Here is a 19,043-nt window from a genome sequence, read left to right as displayed (position 1 = left end):
CCGGTCAGGTCGCCATGGCTGCATCGCTCAGTCTGACGGCTTCTTCGATCTCTACCGCAACCACGCGCGAGACACCCTGCTCCTGCATGGTGACACCTATCAGTTGTTGCGCCATCTCCATCGTGATCTTATTATGGCTGATAAATACAAACTGGGTATGACGCGACATTTTCTTTACAAGATTACAGAAACGTTCGGTATTGCTGTCATCGAGCGGCGCATCCACCTCATCTAGCAGACAGAATGGAGCCGGATTCAACTGGAACAATGAGAACACCAGCGCCAGCGCTGACAGGGCTTTTTCACCGCCAGACAGCAAATGAATGGAGCTGTTCTTCTTACCCGGTGGTTGCGCAAAGATCTGTACCCCCGAATCAAGAATCTCCTCACCCTTCAATATCAGCTTTGCTTGTCCACCACCGAACATGGTGGGAAACAATTCGTTCAGATGCCCGTTGACTTTATCAACCGTTTCCAGCAGACGTTCGCGGGTTTCACGATCTATCCGTCGAATTGCATTTTCCAGAGTCTCCACCGCTTCTTTCAAATCCTGGGATTGGGAATCAAGATAGGTTTTACGTGCCTGGGCAGATTGCAACTCCTCCAACGCGCCAAGATTGACCGCACCCAGGGCGGCGAGCTCGATGTTGAGGCCGTTAATATCAGCCTGCAAGGAGGAAGGCCGCATTTTCCCAAGCATTTGCATCAATTCCTCTTCGTTTGCCCCAACCTCTTTTAATTGCGCGCTAAACTGATTCTCGGTAATCCTGGCTTCCTGCTCCTTGAGGCGAGCATTGTTAATGGATTCCCGCAACGGATGCAACTTTTGTTCGGCAGTCAGGCGCTCTTGCTCTATTCCGCGCAAATCATTGGACGCGCCTTCCAGGATATTACGTACCGCTGCCAGTTTCCGCTCCCGCTGTTCTCTCAATGACAACCATTCCTGGAGGCGATTATTCAGCGGGGTTTCGTCAAAACCGCTTTGATCATTCTGCAATTTTTCCAGATTGTCCCTGAGCTCAACGGTATTCTCGTTGATGCGTTGGACAGAATTCTCTACCTCGTGAATTTTATTCTGGCAGGTTTTTTCATGAAAGATGGTTTCCTGTACTTCCTTCACCGCATTCTGCGCGAGCTGGCGCTGGGCGTTTAGAAGCTGCTCCGCCGCTTCCGCCGCCAGCTGTTCGCTTTTCACCTGCTCCCGCAGAACTTCAATCTGGATTCGATATTCCGCCAGCTTTGTTTCGGCAACCCGCACCCGGGCGGTTTCCACGACCGCCTGGTGATCGATTTCCGCCAGTTCGCTATCGATTTGACTCCGGCGCTGGTTGGCACGCTCGACTAGCTCAGTAAGCTTCAATGCCTGTATTTGCGCATTATGATGCTCTTGCTGAAGTTGCCCAGCATCATAACGTAGGCGCGAAACAGATGATTCCAGTTCCCGGCAATCTTCTTGCGCGGCCTCCAGGGCGTATCCCTCGTCGGAGAGGATGGCCCTCAGCGCGTCTGTTTCGATTTTAATCTGAGCCATCTCCCGCTGCCGCACCAACACCCCATGTAATTGGGAATCGGGCGCATAATAAGTAAGGCTGTGATGCGTAAAAATATGACCCTCGCGAGTGACCAGCGTTTCACCGGGAGACAGTTTCGTTCGTTGCGAAAGGCCGTCCCGCACCCCTTCTATCACAAATATCCCGCTTAACCATTCATCCAATACAGGTTTTATTCCCGCATTGTCGCAAGTCAGATATCGGTGTAGCGGTATCCAGCCTTCCCTGTCCTCCACCATGTCGATTGCCTGCTCGCTCCGTACCGGCAATCTCGGGCACTCAAATAACGCCCACTTCCCGGGAGGCGAATCATCGACCCAGTCATGCGCCGCCTCCAATCGTTCTAGCCATGCACTGTTAAGGCGCTCGCGCAGCACCGCTTCGAGCGCGTCTTCCCACCCTTTCTCGATCTGGATGCCCTGCCATAAACGCGGCACCGAATCCAGTTGATGCTTGACAAGCCATGCATTTAATCCCTGGCTGCCCTCGAGCCGATGCTGTAGGCGCTGCAAGGCGTTGAAGCGGGCTTCCGCCTGAGTAATCTGTTGCTCCAACGCCTGTACTTTCCGCGCCAATTCACGCTGGACCTCGTTCGCGGCCAGCAACAGGTTTTCGGTTTGTGCGAGCACTTCCTGTTTCTGTTTCAGGCCGGTTGCGGTACTTTCCGTCTCCCCGTGTAAATGAGATAACTCTTCGGCATTTGGCTGGGGCAGGGCGCCTCGCTCCACCATTAGTTTCGTGCGGCGCATTTCAAGCTGCTCGAAGGTCTTTTCGGCATGAGCACGATGGCTTCCTTCCAATTGCCCGGCCTGTTCCACCAGAAGCAGGTTACGCTGAGTTTCTGCCAGTTTTTCCCGGCACAAGCGAAAAACGGAATCCGCCCGCGGCAATTTCTCATTCTCCATCTCGGCTTTTTGCTTGCCGGCCTCGCGAGCCAGGCGTGCGCGTTCAAGCTCTCCATGCCAATGATTTAAGCTGTCACCCGCATCCTCCGCTTGCTTTTCATGATGCTCAAGCTGGCTCCTGACCATACCGATCTGTTGTTCCATTCGCTGATGATTCTCGCGCAAATGCCGTATCTGCTGTTCGATATGAGCAACTTCTGCGTTGGCAGCGTAAAGCTCGCCCTGCGCCTCATGCAGGTTGTCACCGATGGCATAATGCTGAGCACGCTTGTCTTCCAGGCGCTTTTCCGCGTCGCGCAGGTTCGCGGTTTCGAATTCGAGGGCCGTTTGCAGAGACTGGGACTCTTTTTCAGCGGCGGTACGCTGCATGGCGGCTTCCTGCTTGCGAGCCCGCCACAATAGATTCTGCGCCAGGTGCAGCCGGGCCGTCATATCTTTGAACTGGCAGGCAACCCTTGCCTGCTCCTCCAGATGCAGCAACTGCTTTTGCAGTTCCTGGCAAATATCGCTCATCCGCAAAAGGTTTTCGCGCGTATCTGCCAGACGCGATTCCGTTTCGCGGCGACGCTCGCGGTATTTTGATATCCCTGCCGCCTCTTCAAGAAATACACGCAACTCCTCGGGCTTTGCCTCAATAATGCGAGAGATCATGCCCTGCTCGATTATGGCGTAGCCACGCCCGCCTAAGCCGGTACCGAGAAAAATATCGGCAATGTCACGGCGGCGTACATGAATGTTATTGATATGGTAAGTTGACTCGCCATCCCGCTGTAACACACGCTTGATACAAATCTCCGCATAGCTCGACCACTGCCCCGCCGCCTTGCCGAGACTATTGTCAAACATCAGCTCCACGCTTGCGCGTCCGACCGGTTTACGACTGGCGGAACCGTTGAAAATAACGTCTTGCATGGATTCGCCGCGTAATGCGGATGCCCGCGATTCGCCCAGAACCCAGCGCACTGCATCGATTACATTGGATTTTCCGCATCCATTTGGGCCCACAACCCCGACCAGATCCCCGGGAACGGGAATTTCTGTGGGATCAACAAAGGATTTAAAACCGGCGAGCTTGATATGAGAGAGACGCAATTTATCGTTCGCAAACAGTTATAATTGTGCAGCCCCAAGGTACAATCTTAACGTTATTCCCGAAAGATCTACCGGGGAGCAGACCATTCTAACCGATTTGACCGAGATAAGAGAATGCCCAGTCGTCCCACAAAAGAACTGGAAATCTTCCCCAACCCCACACCGGCGCGAGATTACCATATCCACATGGAAGTTCCGGAGTTTACCTGCCTCTGTCCGAAGACTGGACAACCGGATTTCGCCACTCTGATCCTCGACTACATTCCGGACAAAAAGTGCATCGAGCTCAAGAGTCTTAAGCTTTATATCTGGTCTTATCGTAACGAAGGCGCGTTCCATGAAGCAGTTACGAACCGTATTGTCGATGATCTGACCGCTGTGCTGAAGCCAAGATACCTGCGTCTTGCCGCCAAATTTTTTGTGCGCGGCGGAATTTTCACCACCATCGTCGCGGAACACCGCAAATCGGGATGGAAACCTTTACCGGCAGTAGACCTGGGTAAGTTTGAGGGTCAGTCTACAACACGCGGATAAATTTGCCATGGAGCAGCAATGGAGATTCCGCGTTTTATTCATACATATTAATGTCATCGGCAAACCGCATTACCGTACCCTATTTTGAAAATCACCCTACGCCACATTCAAGGTTACAAGTCTTACGGGATGGCCACATCACTCGCCCGAAGCCCGCGAATAAAGCAATCTGTAGTACTCCTGCTGACCAGCCTGGCGCTGTCAACCGCAAATTTCACGGCATATGCGACGGAACCCGCTGAACGGCCAATCTCTCAATCGATGCCGGCGGAAGCACGCGAACAATCCGAGAATGTTTCCGTCGCGGAAAGCAAAACCGACGCACCCTCCGACAACGCAAACAAAGCGGATGATTCTGCCGCCGCGATATCCGCGGCTCCGGCCGATCTATGGGAACGTATACGCAACGGCTTCGCCCTGGCTGAAATGGATAGCGATGAGGTGCGCAATGGGGAGGATTTCTACGTCAACCACCCGGAATACGTGAAGCGCATTATCGAACGCAGCAAACGCTACCTATTTCATATTGTTGAAGAAGTAGAGCGCCGCCGCATGCCTGCCGAAATTGCGTTGCTGCCCATTATCGAAAGCGCTTTCAACCCCAAGGCTTATTCTCGTAGCCATGCCTCCGGCATTTGGCAGTTTATTCCATCCACCGGCAAGAACTACGGCTTAAAACAAAATTGGTGGCATGATGACAGACGGGACATTGTCGCGGCGACCCGCGCCGCACTGGATTATTTACAGAACCTCTACGGCATGTTTGGCGACTGGGAGCTCGCGCTGGCTTCATACAACTGGGGTGAGGGGGCTGTGGGGCGCTCACTCATGAAAAACCGCGACAATGGGTTGCCGACGGATTTTCGAAATATCAGCCTGCCACCCGAAACCCAGAGCTATGTTCCCCGATTGATCGCCATTAAAAATATCATCTCCAATCCCGCAATCTTTGGTATTGAGCTCGAGTCCGTTCCCAACCAGCCTTACTTTGAGGAAGTCGCCGCAACTCGCCATATGGATGTAAAACTGGCGGCAAAGCTTGCGGACATTTCCGTGGATGAGTTTAACGCGCTTAATCCGGCCCACAATCGGCCTGTCATAAATGTGAATGGATCCCGCATTCTGTTGCTCCCGGTGGATAAAGTGGACACTTTTACCCAGAATCTGAAGAATCATGACAAGCCTCTGGTATCGTGGCAGGCTTACCAGGCAAAAAAAGGAGAAACCGCCGAAAAAATTTCGGCACGGTACGGCATCAGCGTGCAACGGCTAAAAGAAATCAACGATATTTACGGACACGCCGGGATAATACCGGGCCAGACGTTGTTGGTACCGTTTAACGGTCGCGCTGATGGTGCGGATATTTCCATCATGAACAACAAACCCGCTGCATCAAGAATATTCGAACGTGATCTCGTCTATACCGTGAAAAAAGGTGATGCGCTATTCGGTATCGCCCAGCGTTACGGAGTCACCGTGGCGCAAATAAAAGGATGGAATAATGGCACCAACCGACTCCTCATCGGCCAGAAACTCTTACTCAAGCATACCCCGATGCCATTCACTTCATCAGAAAAACGTGCCCTCCCCGCAAAGAAAAGTATGTGACGTGCTGCTAACTGCGCGCCGGGCTTGAAGAATCGAAGTAAGATAATAGCTGGATCGAGAAAGACGAACTGTGGGTGGCTGTCTGCAATGATTCATTTTGAAATTCCTCGGACAATTCCGCCACGAATCCCGGAAGAATGATTTTCGCGCACGTGAATTATCCTGCGGCTGCGCACGGCGCACATGCTCGCGAGGCCGAGGCAGAGAAGCATTAGCGTCGCCGGCTCCGGAATTACGCCCACTTCGACGGGAATGACAACACCCGGATCACCGCCGCCAGGATCACCCTCTCCTCCAGGTCCACCACCGCCAGGCCCGCTACCTCCTCCGGGCTCAATATTGCCGGGTCCGCCACCCCCTCCCGGTCCACCACCGCCGGGTCCACCGCCGGCTCCGGGCCCTCCCCCTCCAGATCCGCCCCCGCCGCCAGGCACCCCACCCCCCAGGCCACCCTCCCCCTCCAGATCCGCCCCCGCCGCCAGGCACCCCACCCCCAAGTCCACCACCGCCAGCCCCTCCGCCGCCCCTTCTGCCACCCACACCAGCCAGACCACCCCCTCCGGCGCAAAGGTCATCTTCCCGGAAACCAAACCTTTTCGACCGTCCATAATGCCGTGGCAGGCACTCGTTTCTCTGCCGTTGCAATACCGGGGAGGGATTGTCAGCGTGATGCGATTGGGCCTGCTGGCCAGCGCCTCCCGGCATTTCTACAACGGGTCTCCAGTCCGTCGGGTCGAGGCTCAGGGTGACAAGAAAGCCAACAATTGTATTTTCATCCTCGCTCCCTCCAATATCTTCATCGTTTGCGGCAATCTCGCCCAAGGGAAGATCGAAGGTTGTATAACCGGCGGCGGGCGAGCTCAGCAACGGCGTTGCAAAGGCTGAGTAGAGGCCATAAAGCAAATCGAGTCCGATAAAATTACCTAACAGATTATTTCTGTCGATATTCTCATTCCATACGGAAGGACTCACAGGAAATAATACGTTACCTGGCTCCGTGCGACCCATGCTGCCATCATTGTAATTCGGGAAAAAAGTATGTTCAGCTGCGACGCCCGCCACATCGGCTCGCAACATGGGCACAGCGTAGGCGTTTGCCGAAAATAAAACAACCGGCGAGGCCGCTAAGTACAATAAGAATTTTGCGGTGTTCATGATATGAATATCCCGATGCATGCTAGAGGCTTTTACGCTAAAACCCAGCGTTGAGCATGCTTGCATCGTAGCAACTTTAGCTGCGGACACAATTGGACGTTGGTACACCTTGCAGCCCGCCGGACTTGAATCCAGGCGAATACGCGATAGGGGTTAGGAAAACTTTGAGGACTTTGAAGGTCAGTGGTAGTTGATGGCCGGGAAAACAGCAAATATGGGACCAGACGGTTTGTCCGCCAATTCCTTTGAGTCAGGTCGCTAATGTATAGCCGACTTGGAAAATGCCTGCAAAACAACTACACCGGCAATGATAAGCGTCAGCCCAATGATAGCGGGGGTATCGAGCGATTGTCCAAAAACCAGCCAGCCAACGAGCGTGATAAGTACGATGCCGGCACCGGACCAGACGGCGTACGCGACTCCCACCGGAATAGTGCGCAAGGTCAACGACAGGAAGAAAAAGGCAATACCGTAACCCGCCACCACCAAAAGCGAGGGCCATAACCGTGTGAAACCATTGCTCGCCTTCAAGGCGGAGGTCGCCACCACCTCACTGACGATTGCGACGGAGAGAAAAAGCCACTGCTTCATTGCTGAGCTCCTGACAGACGGGCCCCGACCAAAAAACCGATATCACCTCCCCAACAAAACAGAGACTTGCAATAGCGGGGGACAAAGGTCACATTGAATTCATGTCACCAAGTTTCTTGGATTTAGCAAAAATTCGCAAGAAGTCTGCCACTTTCCTCGGCGACACGATGACCGCTGTTCACCTGAATGCTTTTTCATAAGCTGCGCACTTCCTGCTGAGCGGAGTAGAAACATCCCGCGATTCATAACAAAACAAATCATAGACTGCTGCGAAATCGGATTATCGGCCGGCACGAATAGGAAACCTGGCGCCGGCAATTTTAATTATTGGTAATACAACCATGTGTGGCAGCGTACCGACCAAATCCCATCTTTTCATTAGCATTTTTTAGTTACCGGTTCGCTTGAACCAAAAAAACCGTTTCCAGATCACTTAAGTCAAGGGGTGAAAAATGCCAAGAAAAAAAATGCTCGCACTCTCCGGGTTATTCAGGCCCTATGGTAAAAAGATGGCGGATGCTTCATGGTTTTTACCCATCATTGCAATCGTTCTATTTCATCCGTCCATTGCCAGCGCCGCAATACCTGATGATTCCTATATTGCGGGGTATGCTGCAGGGATTCTCAAACGGGATTTCAAACTCGATTTCTCTTCCCTTGTTGTACGAAATGGCGTTATTACTGTACCCGTAGGTGATTTAACGCCTGAAGACCGGGTACAAATTTTGCAGATATTATCGGAAATCCCTGGGGTTACCGGTGTGACAGCGCTGGAAGGCACCGACAAGCAGGTTATGACCGCAAATCCCCAAATCACGCAGGCAGCAGATAAAGGACTGGCGAGCACCAATCAGGAGGTTATAGCCGATTCTTCAACGCCTGGTATCCGGAGCACTCCCGAAGGTTCACCGGAAACAGTTTTTGCGACAGGCTTTCTACCCACGGGTCATTTGTTTAAACCATTACTGGCTGATCCGCGGTGGGCTCACTTCTCAGCCGCCTATCGCAACTATATCGGGAATAATATTGATGGAAATAACAATGGGGCTGTCAGTTTCGGTGAAACGATACCGTTTTATCGGGCCAATCTGGGAAAGTCCACCGTGCAATGGGAGACAGGTCTTCAGGCCGGCGTCTTCAGTGATTTTAACCTGGATGCACGCTCATCCGATCTCATCAATACAGATTTTATTGCATCGGTTTATGCGAGCGCTCGCGCGCGTCAATTCTCTGCTTTTGGACGTATCTTCCATCAAAGCTCACATCTTGGCGATGAGTTCCTGCTGCGAACCAGATTGGAGCGCATAAATCTTAGCTATGAGGGGGCTGATCTAAAGCTTTCGTACGAGCTTCCATATGGAGTGCGGGTTTACGGTGGAGGGGGTGGTATTTTTCATAAACAGCCATCGACAATCAAGCCTTGGGTAATCCACTATGGAATAGAATTCAGAAGTCCTTGGCGTATTGATTTTGCGGCAATGCGGCCGATTCTGGCGATCGATATGAAAAACTGGGAACAAAACAATTGGAACATCGACGTATCCGCCCGAGCCGGATTCCAGTTCGATAATTTCCAGGCATTCGGGCGCAAGCTTCAGTTCCTGGTGGAATATTTTCACGGCAATTCTCCAACCGGCCAGTTTTATAGGGAAAGGGTCGAATATCTGGGTATCGGAGCGCACTACCATTTTTAAGTCCAATATATATGGATGAATGAAGGACGAGGAAATCTTTCTCGTCGCAGGTTACTGGCAAGAGGCACGTATAAAGCGGCAGGCGTTATACTAGATGCTGGAAAAAGGTTTCAACATCTAGCGCATGCCCAACATCATCATTCGCAATTATCCGCCGCATGCCTTCGATGCGCTCCTCCGATACGGCTTACATCCGGTATTGGCTCGCATCTACGCCGCACGTGGCATCGAAGAGCCTGATCAACTCGACGTAGCACTGTCGCGACTGATTCCATTTGAGCGCCTCAAGAATGTTTCCATCATGGCGGCACGCCTGGCCGACGCAATCCTTGCCCGGAAGCGCCTGTTGATCGTTGCCGATTATGACTCGGACGGCGCCACTGCTTGTGCTGTTGGCATACGTGCGCTGAGGAAATTTGGCGCAACGGTGGATTATCTTGTTCCCAATCGTTTCGAATATGGTTATGGTCTCACGCCGGAAATCGTACGGCTTGCCGCCGCCACCGCGACCCGCCCGGACATCCTCATAACGGTAGATAATGGCATCGCCAGCGTGGAAGGTGTAGCGGAAGCCAATCGCCTCGGCATGCAAGTGTTTGTGACCGACCATCATCTGCCCGGGGATGAACTGCCGGATGCCGCCGTTATTGTAAATCCCAATCAGTGCGGTTGCGATTTTCCCAGTAAGCACCTTGCCGGGGTAGGAGTGATATTTTATCTGATGCTGGCGCTGCGAGCGGCGTTGCGTGCCAGAGGAATATTTGCGCCTCCACAAAAAGAACCTAATCTGGCCAGCCTGCTTGATATTGTCGCATTGGGTACCGTGGCCGATGTGGTGAAACTTGATGAGAACAATCGTATTCTGGTGCGGCAAGGCCTGCAACGCATCCGCAATGGACTTGGCTGCGCGGGTATCAACGCCCTGCTGCAAGTCGCGCGGCGTGATTTCCGGCGGGCCTCCGCCTACGAATTGGGTTTCATGCTGGGGCCGAGATTGAATGCCGCGGGACGGCTCGACGATATGGCGCTGGGTATTGAGTGCCTCATCACCGATGACGAATCTCGCGCCTCGCAAATTGCTTTGCAACTGGACGCGCTTAACCGTCAACGCCGGGAAATCGAAGCGAATATGCAGGACAGCGCGCTGGTCATGCTGGAGACCGCGCTTTCCGCGCAGGATGCGCCTGATACGGCGCAAATCGCTCCTGGCAAGACTCCGAAAACTCATAGCTTGAGCCTGTTCGATCCCGGTTGGCACCAGGGCGTGATCGGTATACTCGCTTCGCGCATGAAGGATAAATTTCACCGCCCCGTTATTGCATTTGCACCTGGCAGCAATGGTGAAATAAAAGGTTCGGGAAGATCCATTACGGGATTCCATCTGAGGGATTCACTGGATCTGGTCTCCAAGCGTTATCCTGGCTTGCTGCTCAAGTTTGGGGGTCACGCGGCGGCGGCGGGACTGACGGTACGTGCCAGCGATTTTGAAAAATTTCGCGATGCTTTCGAGCAAATCGCACAGGCGTTGCTTACCCCTGCTGATCTCACGCTTAGTATCGAAACCGATGGCAGCCTGGGTGAATCCGAATTGAGTCCGGAGCTGGCGCGGCATCTTACGGAACAGGTATGGGGACAGGGCTTCACCCAGCCCGCGTTTACTGCCCGCTTCCGGGTGGAAACGCAGCGCATAGTGGGGGAGAAGCATCTGAAGCTAAAACTGAGGAAACAGGAAACGCAACCCGCAGAGCCGGGATTGAACAAATCAGGTCTTCTCTATGACGCCATGTTATTCTTCCATACTTCCCCGCTTCCGGAAACGATAGATGCTGTTTACAGGCTGGAAATGAATGAGTTCAACGGCGTCTCCGCCCTGCAATTCATTCTGGATCATTGGTTTCACCCTGAATCCGATCCAAAAGTTGAAGCCTTATCATTGGCTTCCTGAAGCCAAGAACCTTGATGCGCGCCCATTTTACATTCACCCCTCGATCTTGATCAGCTGTTGATCACCTTTTCCTGCAACGGTCAGCCAGCCACCGTGTATCGTGATGAAGAAACCAGGCTGATAACTGACGTATAAACTTCTTTTCAATGTAGAGCGATGGCGTTTATCATTCGCTGCCCGTTGACAATAGATAATAGTATCCGCAGATGCCATTCAAGCTGACGATTCCCGCGCCCAGATCAACAATTCGCTATCCCCATTTTCACGGTTCTTGCGATGCGCTCGCTCTCGCCCAACTGGCACGGCAGGCAAAACCGGTAGCGATTATTACGGCGAGCGCACTGGCCGCACAGAGATTGCTGGAAGAAATACCTTTTTTTTCACCCGAACTAAGAATCCATCTGCTGCCGGATTGGGAAACACTGCCGTACGATACTTTCTCACCCCACCATGACCTGATTTCCGAACGGCTCTCCACGCTTTATCAGCTCATGAGCGGCGCTTGCGATATATTGATCGTCCCCGTCACCACTGCGCTATATCGTATGCCGCCGCGAGAATATCTCGCCGCACATACCTTTTTTCTCAAGAGGGGAGAAACGCTCAATTTAAGCGCGCTGCGCAGCCAGATGACTCTGGCGGGCTACACGCATGTCACCCAAGTGCTTTCACCGGGGGAATATAGCTTGCGTGGTGGCCTGATCGATCTGTTTCCGATGGGCAGTCCGCTGCCTTACCGCATTGATTTACTGGACAACGAAATTGAAACTATCCGCACATTCGACGTGGATACTCAGAGAAGCGTCTATCCCGTCAGCGAAATTCGATTATTGCCTGCGCGTGAGTTCCCTTTCGACGAAGAGGGCCGCGCTTGTTTTCGAAGCAATTTCCGCGAAAAATTTGAAGGCGATCCATCAAGAAGCCGCATTTACAAGGATGTAAGCAAAGGTGCCGCGCCTGCGGGTATCGAGTATTACCTGCCGCTCTTTTTCGCCCATACTGCGACACTGTTCGACTACTTGCCACACATGACACCGCTATGTCTTCACCATGATATCTACCCCGCAGTCGAGAATTTTTGGCACGACACCCAATCCCGTTATCAGCTGCTACGCGGCGACCATGACCGGCCGCTCCTGCCACCGGGAGAACTGTTTGTCACGACGGAGGCTTTTTTCGGCGCGCTAAAACCTTATCCTCGTATTGAAATCCCATCCGAGACTCAAGGCTCGAATCCCAATATCCAGAATTTGACCCGTTCGCTGCCGCCCCTGCAAATCGACCGCCGCGCTGATAATCCCGCGGAAAGACTTGCTGGATTTATTCCGGAATTCGCCGCCAGCTTCAAATTCCCCGCAGGGCGAACATTGCTGCTGGCGGAAAGCCTTGGCAGACGGGAGCTAATCCTCGATCATCTGAAGCAATATGGGTTATCTCCCGATATTTGCGATAGCTATGCACAATTTCTGACGAGCACCCAGCCTTTTATGCTCAGCGTTGCGCCGCTGCATAACGGATTTATACTTTCCGCTGAAGGCATGGCCTTCATCACCGAGAGTGAACTCTACGCAAGGCATCTGCATGGCCGCCGTGAACGTGATTCGCGCAAAACCACAGCGGTGGGTGATGCAATGCTGCGTGATCTCTCCGAAATCAAGTCCGGGGATCCAGTGGTACATGAACAACATGGTATCGGCCGTTATCTTGGACTGATAAGCATGGATGTGGGAGAAGGCGCAACAGAGTTTTTATCGCTTGAATATGAGGGGGGAGACCGGCTTTATGTACCGGTTTCGCAACTGCATCTTATCGGGCGATACAGCGGGGCGGCGCCCGAAGCGGCACCACTGCATAAGCTCGGCAGCGGCCAATGGGACAAAGCCAAGCGCAAGGCGATGCAGCAGGTGCGCGATACCGCCGCAGAACTGCTCAATCTGTATGCCCAGCGTAACGCTCGCCTGGGTCATGCATTTGGCTTCAGGCGGCATGACTATGAAGCCTTTGTCGAAGGCTTCGGCTTCGAGGAAACACCCGACCAGGCGGCTGCGATAAATGCAGTGATCGAGGATCTGACTTCAGGGCAACCGATGGACCGGTTGATCTGTGGCGACGTGGGTTTTGGCAAGACCGAAGTGGCATTGCGCGCTGCCTTCGTCGCTGTTGCCGATGGCAAACAGGTGGCAGTACTGGTGCCTACCACGCTACTGGCCGAGCAACATTTCCAGAATTTTTCCGATCGCTTCAGTTTGATTGCGGACGAGTGGCCAATAAAAATCGCGGAACTGTCGCGTTTCCGTTCAGTCAAGGAGCAAACCCAGGCATTGAACGGGCTGGCCAGCGGACAAATGGACATTGTCATCGGCACCCATAAACTGATCCAGAAAGGGGTAAAATTCAAAAACCTGGGTCTGGTCATCATTGACGAGGAACATCGCTTTGGCGTGCGTCAGAAGGAACAGCTGAAGAATCTGCGCGCTGAAGTTGATGTCCTCACCCTTACCGCGACACCTATTCCCCGCACCCTTGCGATGTCGCTGGAGGGCCTGCGTGATTTTTCCGTGATTGCCACCGCGCCACAGCGGCGGCTTGCAATCAAGACTTTTGTCAACCGTTTTTCCGAGGGGGTCATCCGGGAAGCGTGCCTGCGCGAACTCAAACGGGGCGGCCAGATATATTTTCTGCATAACGAGATAGGCACTATTCAGCCGATGCATGACAAGCTTGCCCGATTGTTACCGGAAGCGCGCATACAGATCGCTCATGGACAAATGCGTGAACGCGAGCTGGAACACGTAATGAAGGATTTCTATCAACAGCGTTTTAATCTGCTGCTTTGCACGACCATCATCGAAACCGGTATTGACATCCCCACTGCCAATACCATCATCATCAATCGCGCGGACAGATTTGGCCTCGCCCAATTGCACCAGTTGCGCGGGCGGGTGGGCCGCTCACATCACCAGGCCTATGCCTACCTTCTGGTACCGGACGACGAAGCGCTGGGCACGCAAGCCAGAAAACGTCTTGAAGCCATTCAAACAATGGAAGAATTGGGAGCGGGCTTTTACCTCGCGATGCACGACCTGGAAATCCGGGGCGCCGGGGAAGTACTGGGCGAATCCCAAAGCGGCGAAATACAGGAAATTGGCTTCAGCCTCTACTCCACCATGCTGGATGCCGCCGTTCGATCATTGAAAGAAGGGAAAGAACCCGATATCCAGCATCCGCTGGGGGTCGCAACCGAGATTAACCTGCATGTTCCCGCCCTGCTGCCGGAAGACTATTGCAGCGATGTGCATGAGCGCCTGGTACTGTACAAACGCTTGGCCAATTGCGCAAACGATGAACAACTGGATGACATGCAGGGTGAATTGATAGACCGCTTCGGCCTTTTGCCGGATCCCGTCAGAGCATTACTGGACTGCCACCGCCTGCGCATCGCCGCCAAGCCATTGGGGATCAGCCGGATAGAGGCAGGCGTTGAGTATATCCAGGTACAGTTTATCCCCGATCCACCGGTGGACGTCACCAGAATCATCGCGCTTATTCAACGCAGCCGCGAATATGAACTTTCAGGCCCCGATCGCTTAAAAATAAAGGCAAAGATTGCGGGGGTGGCGGACCGGGTAAGGCGAATAAAGAACTTGATCGTCGAATTAAGTAAATGAAAATCCAGTAAAATGAATATACATAAAACCCGCATCGCCTCCCCGTTCAATACCGGCGCATATTTCATTGAGAGTCGTTATAAGATTGTTTTCAGTGAAGAATTTCAAGCCCTCAATCGCCGCTTTCAGGAAAAACTATCCTGCGGAGTATGGCATCCCCCGTCTATTTTGATATTTTAGAAATATTTATTCACATGGTGTGGTTTAAAAGTATAAAAAGCAAAATAATGGTCTTCGCCATCATCGCCACGCTTATTCCCTCGTTGGGACTGGGATTGCTGTCGTTTCGGCAGAATGAGGCGCAAATCAGCGATAATGTCACTCGTGAACTCCGTACACTGACAAGCGATGCCAGCCGCGAAGTAGAACTCTGGATCGATAAACGCGCCCATGAGGTACGCGTATCGTCCACGTCCAGTGCGGTCATCGACGGCTTATCGGCGATTGCCCGCCCACAAACGAAAATCCGCGCGAACTCGGCCACTAAAAATCCGCAGGCCCTGGCGCACTATCTGCGTTCAGTCCAGGCAAAGCTTGACACGCTGCGGGAACTCACGGTAGTGGATGCCAACGGGCAGGTTGTCGCCAGCAGTGGGGTAACGGCCGCCACCGTAACGCTTCCAAACGAGTGGCCGCCAAACTCCCTTACGGAAGGCCTCGTGATCATACCTCCTCATTGGGATGAACGATACACCACCGCGACGCTCAGCATCGCGGTGCCGGTTTTATCATACGACAATCTGCTAATGGGTGCATTGGTCGCTGTGCTGGACCTGCGCACGTTACAGCCTCATCTGAAAAGCCCCATGAAATCGCCACCCGGCGAGGTGCTCCTGCTGGATCAGGAGGGAAGAATTCTTGTCAGCAGCCAGATTGATGCGGATAAACTGAAGCAACTGGATGGTCCGGTGCTACGACGCTTGCAGGCGCAGCCCGGCGAGTCCCTGGTCTTCCAGGGAATGACGCATCGGGAGGTTATCGGACTCGCCGACGTGCCCGAAAATCTGCCGGTCACCATAGTTGCGGAACGTGATCGCGCAGAAGTGTATAGCACCTGGGTAGAGCTGCGCGATATGTTTCTGGCGCTTGTGGGCGCGTTGGTCATAGTGGTGGCAGCGGTGGCCTTTCAATTGGGACGTTCGATTGTTGGGCCACTGCAACGGCTGATCGGCGCGGCTGACAGGATTGCCGGCGGTGATCTTGAGGTGCGGCTGACTGCGACGCGAAACGACGAGCTGGGGCATCTCACGCAGGTATTCAATCAAATGGCGGATAGGCTGCGCCACAGTCACGCCGAGATTATGGCAGCCAATCAAGCCATGCAGCAGCAGAATCAGGTGCTGGAAACGCTCTCCATAACGGATAGCCTTACCGGTTTGTACAACCGCAGCAAACTTGATGCGATCCTCAGCGATGAGCTCGCGCGTTTCAAACGCACCCATCGAGAATTTACGTTATTAATGATGGATATCGACTACTTTAAAACGCTCAACGATACATATGGCCACATTACTGGCGATGAGATCCTGACAGCGGTAGCCCGAATACTCATTCAGTCGATCCGCAGTATCGACTATGCGGCACGCTATGGCGGCGATGAATTCATTATTATTCTGGTGGAAACCTCGACGGACCAGGCGCTGAAAACAGCGGAGCGCATCCGCTCTCAGGTGGAAAACATGCGTTATAGTGCCAATGATTCGATAATTGCCGTAACGGTAAGTATCGGCGTCGTGCAGTGCCAGTCCGGCGACATGACACCTACAGCAGTATTCGCTCGCGCCGATAGCGCGCTCTATGAGGCAAAGCACGCTGGCCGTAATCGAGCTTTCTGTGTCTCCTGACGGCCTCCTGCCGGGCTCAGGAAATTGAAGCGGAAAGTAGTGTCTCGGTTCGAAGATTTGGTACGACCTTGAAGCATATTACTTGCCTACTTGCGCCTCGACCAATGTATTCAGCACCCATCCCGACAGCCGATCGGCTGTCTGAATTCGCAGCCAGTCACCCTGATACGCCTCTGCGATTATCGGGGAATCTTTCTTCACAACACCCAGCACCGCCGCGCTGAGCGCCGGATTCTGACGCAGATTGCTATTGGTCGCGGCACGCAACGGGATGGGTACCTCAAACGGCGTTATCACACGGCGCGAATCCGACATCTTGATAGCACGATTATTCTTTATCATATCGATAAATCCGCGGGCATATGCGGCATACTCCATGGCCACGACATAATTATCTTCCGCATAGGACGCGGCGGCGGTGTTCAAGAGACGCTGTGCCTGGCTCTGCACCACCTGCTCGGACTCTGTGAATTGGGATGACTTCAAGTTTTCCATGGCGACCTCGGCCTCCGCAATTGTCGAGGCGGCGGCGGGCCGTGTGGCCAACCGCCGAAGCTTCACCTGGGCATGAACAGCCTGACTGCTTGTCTCCTGCAAAGTCTTGGCCTGATCCTGCTGCCGGGCTTGTTGAACGCGGAGCTGCGCCTCTTTCTCCGCCACTATCTTTTGCAGGCGTTCGATTTCCTGTTGCTGCACTTCTTTTTCTGCCTCCTTTTCCATCAGCAGCTTTTGCATGCGTTCAATTTCCTGATGTTCCTTCAAGCCGGACTCCGGGGGGGCGACAGGCGGCGGCTCCGGCTGCGATTTCAGAAGGATACTGCATCCAATCATGTTCAAACCCAGCACCAGCAGAATTATCCAGCCCAGCACCCGCCTTGCTCCAATCTGTGGCAACCAGCATAGCCTGCCCATCTGTATCGAAAATCCTTTCACTTCCTTATCTCCCGGTTCCAATACCTAAAATACACAATGTATTATCGCGCAGTTCTCATTTCGCAGCTCAGCTTTATGTGATAGGCATCAGTACGCTAATGGACTATTTACAATAACGGTACAATATGCCCGGACTTTACCTTAACCGCGCGTTTTTAAGCGGTATTTTTTACCGCCATCACCCGGCTGGCCGCAAGTTTTGCACGGAATCTTGCCTCGACAGTATCGACACCATTCGCCAGCGCCACGCCCATGCGACGATTGATGAACGATTCCGGCTTACCGAATAGACGCAAGTCACTTTGCGGTACACGCAATGCTTCGTCCACGCCACTAAACGCGATAGCCTTCTGATCCAACTGCCCGTAAATCACGGCACTCGCACCCGGCGCGCGCAAATCGGTATTCACTGGAAGACCAAGTATGGCACGGGCATGAAGCTCGAATTCGTTCTGAAACTGACTGCACATCGTTACCATGCCGGTATCATGCGGGCGCGGGCTGACCTCGCTGAACCAGACATCGTCGCCTTTAACAAATAGTTCTACACCAAAAATACCCAGACCTCCGAGGTTATCAGTGATCTTTTCGGCAATGTAACGCGCACGTTGCAGCGCAAGCAGCGACATTGTCTGCGGTTGCCAGCTTTCCACATAATCGCCGTGAATCTGAATATGACCAATAGGCTCACAAAAATGTGTCTCGATGTCACCATTCGCATTCATCGCACGTACGGTAAGCTGTGTTATTTCGTAATCGAAATCGATGAAACTCTCGACAATTACCCGTCCCTGATCAACTCTGCTGCCACTGGCGGCGTAGTTCCACGCGGTCTCTACTTCTTCTGTACTATCAATTTTCGATTGACCCTTGCCGGAAGAAGACATCACCGGTTTCACTATGCAAGGATAACCGATGCCTTTTTCAATCGCCGCGCGCAATTCTTTCAGGCTGCTGGCAAAGGCATACGATGACGCTGGCAAGCCCAGCGTTTCAACCGCAAGACGGCGGATTCCTTCACGATGCATGGTGAGTTGCGCGGCGCGTGCTGTCGGAATGACGCGTGCTATGCCCATCCGTTCGATTTCTACCAGCATGCCGGTGTCGATCGCCTCGATTTCGGGTACGATAAATTGCGGCTGCTCCTGTTCTATCAGTTTACGCAGCCCGGCGCCATCCGCCATATTGACTACATGCGCGCGGTGCGCCACCTGATGGCCGGGCGCATTCACATAGCGATCAACGGCGATGGTTTCTATGCCAAGGCGTTGCAATGCAATAATGACCTCCTTGCCGAGCTCACCACTGCCCAACAACATCACCTTTGTAGCAGCGGGACTCAGCGGGGTACCGATAATAAGCGGTTTAGTCATGATTCACCTGTTTGAACATTTTCGTTATGAAGGGTAGAACATAAATATATCCCTATCACCATTCTCATGGCGCACGGCTATCTCATGGCACAGGGGTATCTTAGGGGCATCGTCAACAGTTGGGTTAAACAATTGACGCGCGTGGCATTCT

13 protein-coding genes are annotated in these 19,043 nt (G+C 53.1%); 7 read left to right on the top strand and 6 right to left on the bottom strand.

The genetic code is table 11. From position 1 onward, the window contains the following. Positions 1-4: 4 nt before the first annotated feature. The gene (gene smc, locus EBAPG3_RS05370) at positions 5-3,547 is read right to left on the bottom strand and encodes a chromosome segregation protein SMC (protein WP_004174137.1); all 3,543 of its coding nucleotides are present in this window, start codon (positions 3,545-3,547) and stop codon (positions 5-7) included. A gap of 114 nt (positions 3,548-3,661) precedes the next feature. Here smc and queF point away from each other — a divergent pair, with 114 nt between their 5' ends. Beyond that, the gene (queF, locus tag EBAPG3_RS05365) at positions 3,662-4,081 is read left to right on the top strand and encodes a preQ(1) synthase (protein ID WP_004174139.1); all 420 of its coding nucleotides are present in this window, start codon (positions 3,662-3,664) and stop codon (positions 4,079-4,081) included. Positions 4,082-4,210: 129 nt separating this feature from the next. Continuing rightward, a complete protein-coding gene (locus tag EBAPG3_RS05360; protein ID WP_004174141.1) occupies positions 4,211-5,689 on the top strand; it encodes a transglycosylase SLT domain-containing protein in 1,479 nt (492 codons plus the stop codon). Positions 5,690-5,781: 92 nt separating this feature from the next. Here EBAPG3_RS05360 and EBAPG3_RS15265 read toward each other — a convergent pair whose 3' ends face one another. After that, positions 5,782-6,264 (bottom strand): PEP-CTERM sorting domain-containing protein, encoded by a 483-nt coding sequence (locus EBAPG3_RS15265; protein ID WP_162494972.1) that lies wholly within the window; start codon positions 6,262-6,264, stop codon positions 5,782-5,784. A gap of 34 nt (positions 6,265-6,298) precedes the next feature. Here EBAPG3_RS15265 and EBAPG3_RS15260 point away from each other — a divergent pair, with 34 nt between their 5' ends. Continuing rightward, on the top strand, positions 6,299-6,574 hold the full coding sequence (locus tag EBAPG3_RS15260) for a hypothetical protein (protein ID WP_162494971.1): 276 nt from the start codon (positions 6,299-6,301) through the stop codon (positions 6,572-6,574). 528 nt (positions 6,575-7,102) lie between these two features. Here EBAPG3_RS15260 and EBAPG3_RS05345 read toward each other — a convergent pair. Further along, positions 7,103-7,435: a DMT family transporter gene (locus tag EBAPG3_RS05345; RefSeq protein ID WP_004177308.1), complete on the bottom strand. Its 333-nt coding sequence runs from the start codon at positions 7,433-7,435 to the stop codon at positions 7,103-7,105. Between the two features lie 452 nt (positions 7,436-7,887). Here EBAPG3_RS05345 and EBAPG3_RS05340 point away from each other — a divergent pair, with 452 nt between their 5' ends. Together EBAPG3_RS05340 and recJ are read left to right on the top strand one after the other, a co-directional pair. Beyond that, on the top strand, positions 7,888-9,129 hold the full coding sequence (locus tag EBAPG3_RS05340; protein ID WP_004177309.1) for a DUF1207 domain-containing protein: 1,242 nt from the start codon (positions 7,888-7,890) through the stop codon (positions 9,127-9,129). A 124-nt stretch (positions 9,130-9,253) separates the two neighbouring features. Continuing rightward, positions 9,254-11,074, top strand: a complete 1,821-nt coding sequence (gene recJ / locus EBAPG3_RS05335; protein WP_004177310.1) for a single-stranded-DNA-specific exonuclease RecJ — start codon at positions 9,254-9,256, stop codon at positions 11,072-11,074. A 33-nt stretch (positions 11,075-11,107) separates the two neighbouring features. Here the strand turns inward: recJ and EBAPG3_RS05330 are convergent, their stop codons facing one another. Next, positions 11,108-11,287, bottom strand: a complete 180-nt coding sequence (locus tag EBAPG3_RS05330; RefSeq protein ID WP_004177312.1) for a hypothetical protein — start codon at positions 11,285-11,287, stop codon at positions 11,108-11,110. Here EBAPG3_RS05330 and mfd point away from each other — a divergent pair. Together mfd and EBAPG3_RS05320 are read left to right on the top strand one after the other, a co-directional pair. Then, positions 11,281-14,742, top strand: a complete 3,462-nt coding sequence (gene mfd / locus EBAPG3_RS05325) for a transcription-repair coupling factor (RefSeq protein ID WP_004177313.1) — start codon at positions 11,281-11,283, stop codon at positions 14,740-14,742. The genes EBAPG3_RS05330 and mfd overlap by 7 nt on opposite strands. Positions 14,743-14,969: 227 nt before the next feature. Continuing rightward, complete coding sequence (locus EBAPG3_RS05320; RefSeq protein ID WP_004177315.1) at positions 14,970-16,586, top strand: sensor domain-containing diguanylate cyclase; 1,617 nt, start codon at positions 14,970-14,972, stop codon at positions 16,584-16,586. Positions 16,587-16,664: 78 nt separating this feature from the next. Here EBAPG3_RS05320 and EBAPG3_RS05315 read toward each other — a convergent pair whose 3' ends face one another. Both EBAPG3_RS05315 and purT read right to left on the bottom strand, forming a co-directional pair. Then, positions 16,665-17,519: an SH3 domain-containing protein gene (locus EBAPG3_RS05315; RefSeq protein ID WP_227869274.1), complete on the bottom strand. Its 855-nt coding sequence runs from the start codon at positions 17,517-17,519 to the stop codon at positions 16,665-16,667. A gap of 155 nt (positions 17,520-17,674) precedes the next feature. Beyond that, positions 17,675-18,892 carry a formate-dependent phosphoribosylglycinamide formyltransferase gene (gene purT, locus EBAPG3_RS05310; RefSeq protein WP_004177318.1) on the bottom strand — a complete coding sequence of 406 codons (1,218 nt, stop codon included), beginning with the start codon at positions 18,890-18,892 and terminating at the stop codon, positions 17,675-17,677. Positions 18,893-19,043: the final 151 nt, after the last annotated feature.

It is taken from the genome of Nitrosospira lacus, assembly GCF_000355765.4.
GTDB lineage: Bacteria > Pseudomonadota > Gammaproteobacteria > Burkholderiales > Nitrosomonadaceae > Nitrosospira > Nitrosospira lacus.
Note: the sequence above shows the minus strand (reverse complement) of the source record. Positions and strands in the feature narration are given on the sequence as shown.

What these genes read in the sequence shown, in the direction of transcription:
- EBAPG3_RS05320 (WP_004177315.1), top strand. Translation starts at nt 14,970, where the DNA reads ATGGTCTTCGCCATCATCGCCACGCTTATTCCCTCGTTGGGACTGGGA.
- purT (WP_004177318.1), bottom strand. Translation starts at nt 18,892, where the DNA reads ATGACTAAACCGCTTATTATCGGTACCCCGCTGAGTCCCGCTGCTACA.
- recJ (WP_004177310.1), top strand. Translation starts at nt 9,254, where the DNA reads ATGCCCAACATCATCATTCGCAATTATCCGCCGCATGCCTTCGATGCG.
- EBAPG3_RS05340 (WP_004177309.1), top strand. Translation starts at nt 7,888, where the DNA reads ATGCCAAGAAAAAAAATGCTCGCACTCTCCGGGTTATTCAGGCCCTAT.
- EBAPG3_RS05345 (WP_004177308.1), bottom strand. Translation starts at nt 7,435, where the DNA reads ATGAAGCAGTGGCTTTTTCTCTCCGTCGCAATCGTCAGTGAGGTGGTG.
- EBAPG3_RS05360 (WP_004174141.1), top strand. Translation starts at nt 4,211, where the DNA reads ATGGCCACATCACTCGCCCGAAGCCCGCGAATAAAGCAATCTGTAGTA.
- EBAPG3_RS05330 (WP_004177312.1), bottom strand. Translation starts at nt 11,287, where the DNA reads ATGGCATCTGCGGATACTATTATCTATTGTCAACGGGCAGCGAATGAT.
- queF (WP_004174139.1), top strand. Translation starts at nt 3,662, where the DNA reads ATGCCCAGTCGTCCCACAAAAGAACTGGAAATCTTCCCCAACCCCACA.
- mfd (WP_004177313.1), top strand. Translation starts at nt 11,281, where the DNA reads ATGCCATTCAAGCTGACGATTCCCGCGCCCAGATCAACAATTCGCTAT.
- EBAPG3_RS15265 (WP_162494972.1), bottom strand. Translation starts at nt 6,264, where the DNA reads ATGACCTTTGCGCCGGAGGGGGTGGTCTGGCTGGTGTGGGTGGCAGAA.
- EBAPG3_RS15260 (WP_162494971.1), top strand. Translation starts at nt 6,299, where the DNA reads ATGCCGTGGCAGGCACTCGTTTCTCTGCCGTTGCAATACCGGGGAGGG.